A 13336-nucleotide genomic window follows, 5' to 3' on the forward strand; every position below is an offset into this window, starting at 1 on the left:
AAATTGTTCTCCAAGATAATAAATCTGACATGCTTTTGCGCTAACTTTAATATATGTTCACCCGGAGAACCTTTCTTCAGCAAAGCGGCGCCCTGTTGGCTGGCGGCCTGCTGCTGCCCGGGGCCAGACCGGCCCCTGAGGCAACGGTAATGACGGTGAGCGGCCCTCTCGGCGCCGGCAAACTGGGGTTTACGCTTACACATGAACATGTGATGGTAGATTTTATTGGCGCGGACCAATCCAGCCCTGACCGCTACAAGGCTGACGAGGTATTCAATACGGCGTTGCCTTTCCTGCGCAGCGCCAGGGAGCGCGGCTGCACTGCGCTGGTAGATTGCACGCCCGCTTACCTGGGCCGCAATGTACAATTGCTGCAGCGGCTGGCCGCTGCTTCGGGCCTGCATATAGTCAGCAATACCGGTTACTACGGGGCTGCCAAAGAAAAATACCTCCCGGCGCATGTGCATACAGCAACAGCGGAACAATTGGCCGCCCGCTGGATAGCGGAGTGGAAACAGGGAATAGAAGGCACGGGCATCCGCCCGGGATTTATAAAAACGGGTACAGACAAAGCGCCGCTTACACCGGCCCAGCAAAAGATCATAGCGGCGGCAGCTATCACACACCTGGCTACGGGGTTGACCATTGGCGTGCATACCGGCAACGGCGAGGCGGCGGTGGAGCAACTGGCAATCTTGCAAAAGCATGGGGTACGGCCATCTGCAAAGATCTGGATACATGCGCAAAGCGAACCGGATGCTGCGTATCACATTACTGCGGCGCGGCAGGGAGGATGGGTATCTTTTGACGGTGTAAGCCCATCGTCTGTTGCCAGCCACATTACCTGCCTGCAGAACATGAAGCGGGAAGGTTTGCTGAAGCAGGTGCTCGTTTCTCACGATGCCGGCTGGTACCACGTAGGAGAGCCGCAAGGCGGAAATTTCAGGGACTACAACTGTATTTTTGATACGTTCATACCTGCCATGCGGCAGCATGGGTTCACGCAGCAGGAAATCAGTACCGTGTTCATAGAAAACCCGGCCCGGGCGTTTGCAACCGGGGTGAGGAAGCAGTAAGCCGGTTCTTTACACTTTTCCGAACACCACAATACCGTTATGGCCTCCAAAACCGAAAGTATTGCTCATGGCAATATTGATGGGATGCTCAATAGCCTGGCCGGTAACTATGTTAAGACTGGCCGGCACTGCAGGGTCCAGCACGGTGGTATTGATAGTAGGCGGTACAATATTATGCTGCATGGCGCAGAGGCAAATGATGGCCTCAATGGCGCCCGCCGCGCCCAGCAAATGCCCCGTCATGGATTTGGTGGCGCTGATCTGCATATTGTTGGGCTGGTCTTTGGTAAGCCGGAGCAATGCTTTCAGCTCGGAGAGGTCTCCTACCGGGGTGGAGGTAGCATGTACATTAAGATAGTCTACCGCTGTAATATCTATGCCTGCTTCTTCAAGCGCCAGTTCCATGGCTTTGGCCGCGCCAAGGCCTTCAGGGTGAGTGGCCGTCATGTGGTAGGCGTCTGCCGTCATGGCCGCGCCTTTCAGCTCCGCGTAAATATGCGCGCCTCTTTTAACCGCGTGCTCATATTCTTCCAGTACAAGCGCGCCGGCCCCTTCGCCCATCACAAAACCGTCCCGCTCCACATCAAAGGGCCGGGAGGCATGTTGCGGGTCATCGTTGCGGGCAGACATGGCTTTCATGGAACTGAAGCCGCCCAGGGAAGCAGGTGTAACCGGCGCTTCCGAACCGCCGGTAATGATGATTTTGGCCTTGCCCAGCCTGATATAGTTGAAGGCATCCATAATGGCCGTATTGGAAGTGGCGCAGGCAGATACGGTGGTGTAGTTGATGCCCATGTAACCGTTCCGCATGGAGATCATGCCGGAAGCCATGTTGGCTATCAGCTTGGGTACAAAGAAGGGGCTGAAACGGGGCGTACCGTCTCCCAGCACATATTCTTTCACCTGTTCCTCAAATGTTTCCATGCCGCCCTGGCCGCTGCCCCAGATCACACCTACGTCAAACGGGCTCATGCTGCTGATATTGATGCCGGCGTCTTTAATGGCCTCGTCTGTAGCTACCAGCGCATATTGCGTAAAGGCGTCCGTTCTTTTGATGTCAGCCTTGTCAAGGTAGTCAGCCGCGTTAAACCCTTTCAGCTCACAGGCAAACTGTGTGCGGAACAGCGAAGCGTCAAAGCGGGTGACCTTTGCGGCCCCGCTGGTGCCGGCGGCAATGTTGCGCCAGAACGTTTTTGTGTCATTCCCCAACGGGGTCAATGCGCCCAAACCTGTAACAACTACCCTCTTTAACATAGTGCTCTTTTTATGGCAAATATAAACATAAAGCAAAGTAACGTACTCGCCCCTTTATAACGTTTCCTGCTCCTTTCGCTGCCAGTCTCGCAGACCTTTAATGATACGCAATACTACCGGCACTGTTACACAAACAATAATGCCTGCCACTACGTAGTTCAGCACCGGCTGCAGCGCGGGCCAGCTGCCAATCAGGTATCCCGCCAGCACAATGCCGCTTACCCACAGCACGGAGCCCGCCAGCGCGGGTAATATGAACTTCCGTAAGGGCATGCTGATCATGCCGGCAATGATGGGGGCAAAAGTGCGGATGATAGGCAGAAAGGGAGCGGCAATGAGGGTGAGCTTGCCGCGTTTACCGTAAAACTCTTCTGCCGCTTTCAGGTATTGCACGCGAAAAAAACGGGAGTCTTTCCGCCGGTAAAGCGCGGGGCCTGTCTTTTTCCCGAACCAGTAACCGGAGAGGCTGCCTAGCATGGAAACCAGGCCCAACAACCCGCAAATGGCAAATACATTGTAAGGCAATACCCCGGTGGCCATAAACACCCCGCCGGTGAACAGGAAAGCGCCGGTGGGAATAAAAAACAGCAGGAACAGGGCGTTGCCTGCAAACAGGATGAGGCAGATAAGGGGCAGGCCGCCGTACCGGATGAGCGCTTCCGCATCAAAAACGGCCAGCAGGGAAAGCAGAAGGTGTATACTTTGGTGCGCTAACATCCGGTAAAGGTACTGTAAAGGGATTAATTGCGGGGCTACGCTGTCTCTTTGCCACCCTGAAGCCCTGGTTTTGCCATACATATCGTACACCCCCCAGGCATTAGGCTGGAAGCTGCCCGCCGGCGCGGTATGCATGTCTGTCTGCAGGTGGTTGCGGCCGTGCCAGATATTGGCATACCGGCCTGATATTTCATCAGGATTATTTGTTTCCCAAAACAGCGCAAATTGGTGAAGTTCACGATAATCGGTAAATTGGAATCAATACCCCTTCACTATTGTCCTGTTGCATATGATACGCATTAAACGAATATATGAAGCTTACGACGCTGCAGACGGCTACCGCATACTGGTAGACCGCCTCTGGCCGCGGGGCATCAAAAAAGAAAATGCCCATATAGACCTTTGGGCAAAAGAGGTGGCGCCTTCTGATGCGCTGCGCAAATGGTTCCACCATGAAGTGGCCAACTGGAAAGAATTTGAAAAACGTTACAAAGCTGAACTGAAGGAATCAGACGCACTGTCTGCCCTGTTGCCAGAAATTAAAAAACACAAGACTGTTACCTTGTTGTACGGTGCAAAAGATGAAGAGCACAACCAGGCGGCCGTGCTGAAAGAGCTGCTGGCCAAGCGTCTCTGAAGCGGCGTTTACTCTTTGTCCATATCCCCGTCTGCCTTGCCCGTTCCCGTTTTGATAGCTTCCCGTTCAGCGCGGGAGGCTTCATGTACAATTCCCTTTCCCGCTTTTTCACTGGGCTCGTTCAGCTTGCGGCTTTTGGCTGCGCTGGCGGTGGTGCCCATCAGATCAGACATCCACACATGCATTTTGGTTTTGGCGCCGGAAATGATCTTGCTTTCGCCCTTCATCAACGCCTCATACCCGTCTTTGGCCACATCTTCAGGGTTTGCCAGCTCCTGCTCCTGGTACCCGACAGTGCCTTCCTGCTGCGCTTTGTGGAAAAAGTCGGTGTCCGTAGCGCCTGGCAGCAGCACGGTAATGGTGACGCCGGTATCTTTTACTTCGTTGGCGAGCGCGGCGCTGAAAGACAGTACGAACGCTTTGGTGGCTGCGTATACAGAAAGGAGCGGCATTGGCGTAGTGCTGGCTTCAGACCCCAGCTGCAGTATTTTACCTTCATTGCGCTGCACCATGTCTTTGAGGAAGAGTTTGGTAAGGGTGAGAAGGGAAATGATGTTCAGCTGGATGATGTCTACATCCCGCTGAAGGTCTGTTTCAAGGAAAGGGCCCCATTGCCCCTGGCCGGCGTCGTTAACGAGTATGTTGACGGTAATGCCCATGTCTTTGGTATGCTGGTAAACGTCTACTGCCGCATCCTGCTCAAAGAGGTCTTTGGCCAATGGCGTTACCTCCACGGCATACAAGGTTTTCAGTTCATCGGTCACTGCCTGCAGCCGCTGCTGGTGGCGGGCTACCAGTATCAGGTTGTAGCCGTCCCGTGCAAACAGTTTTGCCACCTCATAGCCAATACCGCTGGTGGCGCCCGTAATAAGAGCGTACTGGTTCCGGTTGTCTGTGTGTGATGTTTCCATACCCTTGGGTGGCGCAAAAAGGGAGCCATGCCGCCCGGGCCAACTCCGGGAAAACAACTGCGCAATTGCATGCACAGCGGTGTAGCACGTTTGCCCCAAAATGCACGGCTGTTGACCATATAAGGCTGTGGCATGGTTTTATTGCTGCAACCCTTAAAAATTGTTTATGTACACGCTTGGGATCAATGCTGCATTTCATGACTCCGCCGCCTGCCTCATGGAAGACGGGCGCCTGGTGGCAGCCGTGGAAGATGAAAGGTTTACGCACGTTAAGCACGGGAAACGGCCTATTCCTTTTTCCGCCTATGAACTACCTTTTCACGCCATTGATTATTGCCTTAAAACCGCCGGTATCCATTTGAAGGACGTAGACCATGTGGCTTACTCCTTTGACCCATATATTTTGATGGACAACCCCGCTCATGAGAAAGAGATCAGCCTGCCGCTGAAACCATCTGAGCAGGTGCTGCATGAAAAATGGAAATCTCCCTGGGACCCGCTCTTTCTTTCCGCTATCATCAATGCTCCGGGACAGCTGGTAGACGGGTACCCCCACCACCTGCAGCAACGGTTCAAGGGGGCCACCCTGGCGCCTGAGCAATGGCATTTTGTAGAGCATCACCTCAGCCACGCGGCCAGCGCCTTTCTGCCATCTCCGTATGAAGAAGCTGCGGTAATGACCATAGACGGGCGGGGAGAAACGGCCACCACCACCTTCAATATGGGCAGCGGCAACCAGATGGAGCGGCTGGCGCAGGTGGATATGCCGCATTCCCTGGGGCTGCTGTATGAGCAGGTTACGAGCTACCTGGGCTTTCAGCACTCTTCAGACGAGTACCGGGTAATGGCTCTGGCATCTTATGGAAAACCGGTGTATGTACAGGTGTTCCGGGATATGGTGCACCTGATGGACAATGGCATGTATACGGTGGATGACGAACATTTCACGGAGGCTTTTGGCCCCGCCCGGAAAAAAGGTGAGCCTTTTACCATGATACATTTCAACATAGCGCATTCCCTGCAGGTAGTGCTGGAAGAATCCGTACTGCAGTTAACGCGCTGGCTGAAAGACAAAACAGGCGCCGCCAACCTTTGTTTTGCAGGGGGCGTGGCGCTCAATTGCGTGCTGAACGCCACCCTGCGGGATGCAGGGATATTTGACGGCATCTGGGTGCAACCCGCCGCGGGAGATGCGGGCACGGCGCTTGGCGCGGCCATGTGGACGGATGCGCAGCTGCGCCATACCGATGCGCGCGGCTTCTGTATGGAACATGCCTACTGGGGGCCGGAATATGAGGATGAAGAGATCCGCCGCTTTCTCCGTTGGGCCAAAGTACCGTTCCGCGAAATGAAAGACGTGGCGGCAGAAACGGCGGAGCTGCTGGCGCAAGACAAGATCATTGGCTGGTTCCAGGGCCGCATGGAGTTCGGGCCCCGTGCGCTTGGCAGCCGGTCTATACTGGCGTCTCCGCTGAAAGCGGAAATGCAGGCAAAGCTGAATGAAGTGAAAGACCGCGAAGATTTCCGCCCGGTAGCGCCGGCAGTGATGGAAGAAGAGGCGGCGAAGTGGTTTGAGCAGGCGGATTATTCCCCCTTCATGCTGTTTGTGTACAAGGTGAAACCGGAAATGGCCGGCAAGATACCGGCCGTTTGCCATGTAGACGGTACGGCACGCATCCAGACGGTGAACCGGCAGCAGCACTCGCGGTACTATGACCTGCTGAAGGCGTTCAGAGATCGAACGGGCGTACCGGTACTCATCAACACGTCATTCAACACCCTGGGCAAACCGATTGTATGCTCCCCGCGGGATGCGCTGGAATGCTTCTGGTCATCTCCCTTTGATGCCCTTGTTATTGGCAGTTACTTAATCGAGAAATAATATGAAAATCTCTGTTGTCATTCCTACTTACAAACGGCCGCTGCTGCTGATGGAGTGCATTAAGGCGCTGGCCCGGCAGCGTTTTCCGAAAGACGAGTTTGAGGTGCTGGTGGTTAGCGACGGCCCTGATCTGCTCACCAAAAAGCTGGTAGTGTCATGGAAGCACACCGGCCTGCTGGACATTGAGTACATAGCCCTGCCCGGCAAAAAGGGCCCTGCCGCCGCCCGCAACGCCGGCTGGAAAATTGCCAGCGGGCAACTGATTGCCTTCACGGATGATGATTGCCTGCCGGACGAGCACTGGCTGGAAACCATCTGGGAATCTGCCCGGCATCAGGCACCCTGCGCATTTGCGGGTAAAGTGATAGTGCCGGTACCGCCCACGCCTACAGACTATGAGTGGAACACGGCAAGGCTTGAAACGGCTGAATTTGTGACGGCCAATTGTGCCTGCACCCGCAGTGTGCTGGAAAAAACGGGCGGCTTTGATGAACGGTTCGAGATGGCCTGGCGGGAAGACAGTGACCTGGAATTTTCCATCCTGGAAAACCAGATACCGCTGGAGCCCTTGCCGGAAGCTATTGTTGTGCACCCGGTGAGGCCGGCGCGGTGGGGTGTGAGCCTGTTTGAACAGAAAAAAACAATGTTCAATGCCTTGCTGCATAAAAAGTTTCCCGCTTATTACCGGGAACGTATCAATGAAGGCCCGCCCGTATATTACTATGTGATGGCAGCAGGCCTTGCAGGAGGGCTGGTCGCCTTGCTGGTACGCAATTATACGCTGGCATGGATATGCCTGGGCATATGGGCCTGCACCTTGCTGGTCTTTATTGCAAAACGGCTGTGGGATACTTCGCACGCCCCCTCACACGTACTGGAAATGACCGTTACATCTGTTTTCATCCCGTTCCTGTCCCTTTACTGGTACTGGTATGGCGCCTGGAAATTCAGGAGAAGCCATGTATAATACCATTGCCATTTTCAGGGCCTTGCAACTTGGAGACATGCTGTGTGCCGTACCGGCGTTGCGCGCACTGCGGCATGCGTACCCCCATGCTCATATAGCGCTCATCGGCCTCCCCTGGGCCGCCGATTTTTCCGAAAGGTTTTCCGCCTATGTTGACGAGTTCATTTTATTTCCCGGTTACCCGGGCCTGCCTGAACAGCCTGTAAACGCAAAAATCACAGATGCTTTTTGCGATGATATCCGCGCCCGCAAATTTGACCTGCTGCTGCAGATGCAGGGAAACGGCTTTATTGTCAATCCCTTGATAGAATCACTGGGAGCAAAGGTTACGGCCGGTTTCTGGAGAAGGCGGGACTATTGCCCTGATGCGTCCAGATACATGGAGTACCCGGAAGACGAGCATGAAATTAACCGCCACCTGCTGCTGATGGAATATTTAGGTATTCCTTCGCAAGGCACGCATCTGGAGTTCCCTTATTCGGCAGGAATGAACCTGCCGGATACCTTCATTTGCGTTCACCCCGGCTCACGCAGCGGCGCCCGGCAGTGGCCTGCACGGCATTTTGCGGCGCTGGCGGATTTTTTTGCGGGAGAGGGCTACACCATTGTATTGACCGGTACAAGCGGTGAAAAGCCGCTGACGCGGGAAGTGGCAGCCCGGATGGATTATCCCGCACTGAACCTTGCGGGCCAAACGTCGCTGGATGAAATAGCCTGCCTTATACACCACGCCGCGGCCCTGTTTGCCAATTGTACCGGTGTATCTCACATAGCGGCCGCCCTGAAAACGCCCAGTGTAATTGTCAGCATGGACGGAGAGCCTCACCGCTGGGCGCCGCTCAACCACGCGTTGCACCGCACCATTGACTGGACGGTGAAACCGGATTACAATATTGTACTGGAAGAAGCCAGGGCATTGTTGGCTGCAAAAGGCCTGCGGGTTTGATACAGCGCCTGCACGGCCGCCAGTACGTTACCAGGTGTGGCGTCCGGGCCGGGTTGCGCAGGATAGTACTCATGCACAAAACGGATCACTTCATTTCTGCTGCGCAGCGTTTCCGGCACGTCGAAATAGAGTACGGCTGAAGTTGCTTTCCACGGCGTATGTTGAGGATTGGTTTGCGCATACAGCACCACTACAGGCGTGCCGGTAGCTGCGGCTATGTGTGCCGTAACAGTGTTGACGGATAGTACCAGCGGGCACTGCGCTATCAATGCAATAAATGCGGCATGAGAGAATTGTCCTGCCAGGTTAAAGCATCCCTCCCCGCATTGCTGTTGCAACGCCGCTGCCAGCGCTGTATCCTGCTCATTGCCCGTGAGCACCAGCTGCATGTTCATTTCCCGCGTCAGCAATTGCGTGGCAGCGGCCCATTGCTGTAAAGGGAACTGGCGTTTTACTTCGCTTACACCTGGGTGCAGCACCAGCCACGGTTGCTGCAGGTCTACACCGGCGGCCTGCAGTTTCCGTTTCACGCGGGGCCACTGCTGAGGATCGCTTTTCAGTGATAACGTTTGCCGGCTTGTATAGGCGCCCAGCTCTGCTACCAGGTCAAGGTCACGCTGTACCTGGTGGCGGATAAGCGTGTAGGGCTCCTTGTCCGGCAGCCAGTGGGTCAGCAACTGGTAGGGATTTTCCCGGCAGTAGGCCAGCCGTACCGGAATACCGGCCAGGTAGGCCAGCATAACGGAAGGCAGCGGATTTTGGCTGTATACGGTAAATATAACGGCCGCATCGTACCGGTTGAGTTTCAGCAGCTGCACCACGTCATGCAGGGGATGTACCTCGGTAGAAGGCTGCTGCACCCAGGGTGCGTCAAATACAATGGTGGCGTCAATTTCCGGAATGAAGGGCGTAATGGCCGCCCCCGCGGAAGAGGTCAGTAATGTAATGTGTGCGCGGAAAGTTTCTTTTAGTGCCCTGATAGCGGGGGTGCTCATCAGTATGTCTCCCATATTGTCCGGTCTGATACACAGAATCCTTTTCATTATACGGTTTTAAGCATTTTGTGTGTAGATATTTTCCTGATCACCAGTGAAGTAGAACGCCCCGGTACCAACGGGAGTATTTCCACGCTGCCTCCCATGGCCTCCACCAGTGCGGCTTCCGGCAGTTCTTCGCGGGTGTAGTCTCCACCTTTTACGAACACTTGCGGACGGATGGCGGTTATCAGCTCAGCAGGCGTATCGTCTGTTTCCTTTCCAAAGGGCACCAGGTGTGTTACGGCTTCCAGTCCGGCCAGCACCTGCATTCTTTCCTGCAGGTTGTTGATGGGGCGGTGGCTGCCTTTCAGCCGGCGGATGCTTTCATCTGTATTGATGCCCACTATCAGCACGTGGCCCAATGCCCTGGCCCGTTCCAGGTAACTCACATGGCCGCTGTGGAGGATGTCAAAGCAGCCGTTGGTGAATACCACCTTTTTTCCCTGGGCGCGGTACATGTCAGTAAGCGCTTTTACCTGTTCAATGCCGGTATTGACTTTCTGCTGCAGGGAAAAATGCGCTTCCAGCTCAGACTGCCTGCAATGTGCGGTATCTGTTTTGGTAACGGCTACTGCGGCGGCCGCGCCCGCAATATTGGCGGCCTCCGGGATGGTGGCGCCCGCCGCACGGGCAAGCGTGAATGCGCCAATGTATACGTCGCCCGCTCCAACAACGTTGGGGTGGGGCACGTACGGCGCCTGTACTTCGGCCACCGCCTCATTGTTGTGGAAAACAACGGCGCCTTCCTCATCCAGCGTTACGGCTACAATGTCTGCACCGGTGGCTTCATGCAGCTGTGCTCCATGCGCCTTTACTTGCTGGCAGCGGCCTGCGGGTTGAGCAGCAAGGCCGGTGAGCTGCAAGGTTTCCGTGTAGTTCGGCTTTACGAGCGAAGGGCGCAGGCGGCGGTAGGTGCTGGTCTTTTTTGCATCTACAGCCAATAGCTTCGTATGTACCGCCTGCAGTTCCTCTATCTTTTGAATTATTGCGGGTGTGAGCAGGCCTTTGTTATAGTCGGCAATCACCACCGCATCATGCCGTGGATACTCTTGCTCCAGCATCTGGCATAGCATGGCTTCTGCTTCCGGCGTGAGGGGCGTTTCGGTACCGCAGTCATACCGCGTGAGCAATTGCCCGTCTGCCTGCACCCTTGTTTTTACAATGGTTTGGCGGAACGGGTGCTGGTATACCGCGGTTGTAATGCCGTGCTGTTCCAGCAATTGCAATGCGGCCATGCCTTCCTCATCTGCCCCGGTAACGCTGCAAAAGGTAACTGAAGCACCCAGCAGGCGGAGGTTGATGGCTGTATTAGCGGCGCCGCCGGGCACGTCTGTGCGGGTATGAATATCCACCACCGGCACCGGCGCTTCAGGTGAAAGGCGGGTGCTGCTGCCTTTCAGATAACGGTCTGTCATCATGTCTCCAATAACAAGGATAGACAACAGGTTAAATTGGGTAATCAGATGATTGTACATACGGTTTATGTTGATGTTCGTTAGCAATAATAAAAGCAGCTGCGTCCAGCAGATCTCCGGCTATATAATCCGGCTTGCGCAGTTCCGTTACTTCCCACTCCGTTTCGCCGCCGTTGTCTAGCAGCACTGTTCTGCAGCCTGCGCGGTTACCGGCTTCCACATCATGCAGAATGTCTCCTATCATCCAGCTGGCGTGCAGATCTATGTTGAGCAGGGCGGCAGCCTGCAGGAGCAGCCCTGGTCTGGGTTTACGGCAAACGCAGTGGTCTTCCGGCAGGTGAGGGCAGTAAAAAAAACCGTCTAGCTGCACGGGGAGCAGTTGCCTGATCTTGTTACTTACCTCCATCAGCGCAGCTTCGCTGAAGAGCCCGCGCCCCACGCCAGACTGGTTGGAGGCAACTACCAGCATGTAGCCGTTGGCCTGCAGCAGTTGCAGGCTGAGCGCTGCGCCTTCCTGCAGGCTCACCAGCGCGGGATCTGCATTGTACGGTACATTGTTGATGAGCGTACCGTCTTTATCAATGAACACTGCCTTTTTCATGAGCGGCCGCTAATTGTGTTTTTTGTAAAGTGCCATTGCCTTCTTGCAGGGCAAACAATCTTTTTTCCACCAGCAGGCAAATGGAATGCAGCAGGTGCAACTGTATTTCCTGCACGCGCAATGTGCTGGAAGAAGGTACTATGATGTTCAGGTCACCGTACGCCGCTGCTTCTCCGCCGCCCTTGCCCAGCAGGTTGATGCAGAGCATCTGTTGCCTGCGGGCCGCTTCCAGCGCCCGTGTGAGGTTGGGAGAGTTGCCGCTGCTGCTGATGCAGAAAAGAATGTCTCCCTTGCGGCCCAGCGCTTCTACCTGGCGGGCAAATACATCGTCAAAACCGGTATCGTTAGCCCATGCGGTGAGAAAGGCCGTGTCTGCCGTAAGACTGATGGCTGGCAGCGCGGGACGGTGGGGCATTTCAAAGCGCCCCGTCAGTTCTGCGGCAAAGTGCTGGCTTTCTGCCGCGCTGCCGCCGTTGCCGCATACCAGTATTTTTTTGCCGTGCAGCAGGCAGCGGCAAATATGGTGGGCCGCATCCCGCAGCGGCGCGCGCAGTTGACGGCGGCTGAGGGCCAGCGTGGTTTCCAGGCTGTCAAACGCCTTGTCTATCACTGAAAAGTCTTCCAGTACCGTACCTGCTACGGCCACGCTGTGGCGGGTAATGATCTGTTCGTACACCAGTACCATTTTATGCGCCACATGATGCCAGGTAAAGAGGTTATGCACCCGCCTGATGGCCTGCTGCCCCATGGTAGCCAGCAGCGCAGGGTCTGCCAGCAAGGTATTCAGTTTCTCCGCCAGTGCTTCCGGTTGCCGTGGCGGTACCAGGGCGCCGGTTTTCCCGTCTTGCACGCTGTAGCGGATGCCGCCTACGGCCGCCCCTACTACCGGCGTACCACAGGCCATGGCTTCCAGGGGGGTAATACCGAAGGGCTCGTACCATGGTGTAGTGATGAACAGGTCTGCTGCGGCGTAGTAATACTTCAGCTCGTCGCGGCTTTTGCGGCCGGCAAAGGTAACAGACTGTTGTACGCCCGCTTCCCTGGCTACTTTTTTGAGGCGGGCAATTTCCGGGTTGATGCCTTCGCCGCATACCTCCGCTTCGCCCCCTACAATGATCAGCCGCGTCTTTTTGCCCATGTATTTCATTTTGCCCAGCGCCTCAATAACATTGTCTACTCCCTTGCGGGGCACCATGCGGCCCAGCTGCAGCAGTATATGCTCATTAAGCGGCAGCTTCAGGTGCATGCGGGCCACCTGTTTGTTGACCGGGAACATTTCTTCCGGGTTTACACCGCAGGGAATGATGGTGATCTTCTCCGGCGGCGCATTATAGTGCCGTATCAGGTCTTCCTTGTCTTGCGGGCATTCGGCAATTACCATATCTGCCTGCCGGATGGCCTCTTCTTCAATATCCGTGCGTTCCGGCGGGAACCTGTCTTGCCCGCCCTGGTGCAGCTTGCGCACATGCCCCAGCGCGTGGAAGGTTACCACAAACGGAATGTGCAGCAGCGTTTTCAGCTCCATGGCCACCAGTGCGGACATAAAAAAGTTGGCATGCACCAGGTGGTAGTGAATACCTTCTTCCCTGATAAAGCTGATCATGTCATCACGGAAGGCGGCCATGTACGGCAGCAGCTTTTCTTTTTCCACGCACTCCGGCGGGCCTGCGTCTACATGAATAATGCGGATGTGCTGGCTCCACTGCAGGCAGCGGGGATAGGCAGGGCTTTCCCGCCGTGTGAAGATGTCTACCTCAAATCCTTTTTTGGCTACCTGGCGCGCCAGCTCGCCTACATACACGTTTTGTCCGCCCGCATCTACGCCGCCCAGTGCGGCGAGGGGAGAGGCATGCTCACTGATAAAAGCAATCCTGGTTCTCATACCTGTTCATG

The 13336-nt window shown here is 55.4% G+C and carries 12 protein-coding genes; 5 read left to right on the top strand and 7 right to left on the bottom strand.

Features of this window, described 5'->3' with window-relative positions:
* Nucleotides 1-53: 53 nt before the first annotated feature.
* Nucleotides 54-1076 (top strand): hypothetical protein, encoded by a 1023-nt coding sequence (locus ABDW36_RS18855; RefSeq protein WP_343703482.1) that lies wholly within the window; start codon nt 54-56, stop codon nt 1074-1076.
* Nucleotides 1077-1085: 9 nt separating this feature from the next.
* On the opposite strand, the gene fabF is transcribed toward ABDW36_RS18855, so the two are convergent.
* Entirely contained in the window at nt 1086-2330 is a 1245-nt protein-coding gene (gene fabF, locus ABDW36_RS18860) for a beta-ketoacyl-ACP synthase II (RefSeq protein WP_343703483.1), read from the bottom strand.
* 54 nt (nt 2331-2384) lie between these two features.
* A complete protein-coding gene (locus tag ABDW36_RS18865) occupies nt 2385-3047 on the bottom strand; it encodes a VTT domain-containing protein (RefSeq protein ID WP_343703484.1) in 663 nt (220 codons plus the stop codon).
* Between the two features lie 289 nt (nt 3048-3336).
* Here ABDW36_RS18865 and ABDW36_RS18870 point away from each other — a divergent pair, with 289 nt between their 5' ends.
* On the top strand, nt 3337-3684 hold the full coding sequence (locus ABDW36_RS18870) for a DUF488 domain-containing protein (protein WP_343703485.1): 348 nt from the start codon (nt 3337-3339) through the stop codon (nt 3682-3684).
* 8 nt (nt 3685-3692) lie between these two features.
* Here the strand turns inward: ABDW36_RS18870 and ABDW36_RS18875 are convergent, their stop codons facing one another.
* The gene (locus tag ABDW36_RS18875; RefSeq protein ID WP_343703486.1) at nt 3693-4595 is read right to left on the bottom strand and encodes an SDR family oxidoreductase; all 903 of its coding nucleotides are present in this window, start codon (nt 4593-4595) and stop codon (nt 3693-3695) included.
* A 166-nt stretch (nt 4596-4761) separates the two neighbouring features.
* Here ABDW36_RS18875 and ABDW36_RS18880 point away from each other — a divergent pair, with 166 nt between their 5' ends.
* From ABDW36_RS18880 to ABDW36_RS18890, 3 genes are read left to right on the top strand one after another with little or no spacing between them, the layout of a single operon-like run.
* Nucleotides 4762-6477 (top strand): carbamoyltransferase C-terminal domain-containing protein, encoded by a 1716-nt coding sequence (locus ABDW36_RS18880; protein WP_343703487.1) that lies wholly within the window; start codon nt 4762-4764, stop codon nt 6475-6477.
* 1 nt (nt 6478) lies between these two features.
* Complete coding sequence (locus tag ABDW36_RS18885; protein ID WP_343703488.1) at nt 6479-7444, top strand: glycosyltransferase; 966 nt, start codon at nt 6479-6481, stop codon at nt 7442-7444.
* The gene (locus tag ABDW36_RS18890) at nt 7410-8390 is read left to right on the top strand and encodes a glycosyltransferase family 9 protein (RefSeq protein ID WP_343703489.1); all 981 of its coding nucleotides are present in this window, start codon (nt 7410-7412) and stop codon (nt 8388-8390) included. The genes ABDW36_RS18885 and ABDW36_RS18890 overlap by 35 nt, the downstream gene beginning before the upstream one ends.
* On the opposite strand, the gene ABDW36_RS18895 is transcribed toward ABDW36_RS18890, so the two are convergent.
* From ABDW36_RS18895 to ABDW36_RS18910, 4 genes are read right to left on the bottom strand one after another with little or no spacing between them, the layout of a single operon-like run.
* Nucleotides 8330-9433: a glycosyltransferase family 9 protein gene (locus ABDW36_RS18895; RefSeq protein WP_343703490.1), complete on the bottom strand. Its 1104-nt coding sequence runs from the start codon at nt 9431-9433 to the stop codon at nt 8330-8332. The genes ABDW36_RS18890 and ABDW36_RS18895 overlap by 61 nt on opposite strands.
* A complete protein-coding gene (gene rfaE2 / locus ABDW36_RS18900; protein WP_343703491.1) occupies nt 9433-10902 on the bottom strand; it encodes a D-glycero-beta-D-manno-heptose 1-phosphate adenylyltransferase in 1470 nt (489 codons plus the stop codon). The genes ABDW36_RS18895 and rfaE2 overlap by 1 nt, the downstream gene beginning before the upstream one ends.
* A complete protein-coding gene (locus ABDW36_RS18905; protein WP_343703492.1) occupies nt 10874-11443 on the bottom strand; it encodes an HAD family hydrolase in 570 nt (189 codons plus the stop codon). Before ABDW36_RS18905 ends, rfaE2 begins: the two co-directional genes overlap by 29 nt.
* Nucleotides 11421-13325 (bottom strand): glycosyltransferase, encoded by a 1905-nt coding sequence (locus ABDW36_RS18910; RefSeq protein ID WP_343703493.1) that lies wholly within the window; start codon nt 13323-13325, stop codon nt 11421-11423. Before ABDW36_RS18910 ends, ABDW36_RS18905 begins: the two co-directional genes overlap by 23 nt.
* Nucleotides 13326-13336 lie beyond the last annotated feature (11 nt).

The sequence above is a fragment of the Chitinophaga sp. genome, from assembly GCF_039596455.1.
Taxonomy (GTDB): domain Bacteria; phylum Bacteroidota; class Bacteroidia; order Chitinophagales; family Chitinophagaceae; genus Chitinophaga.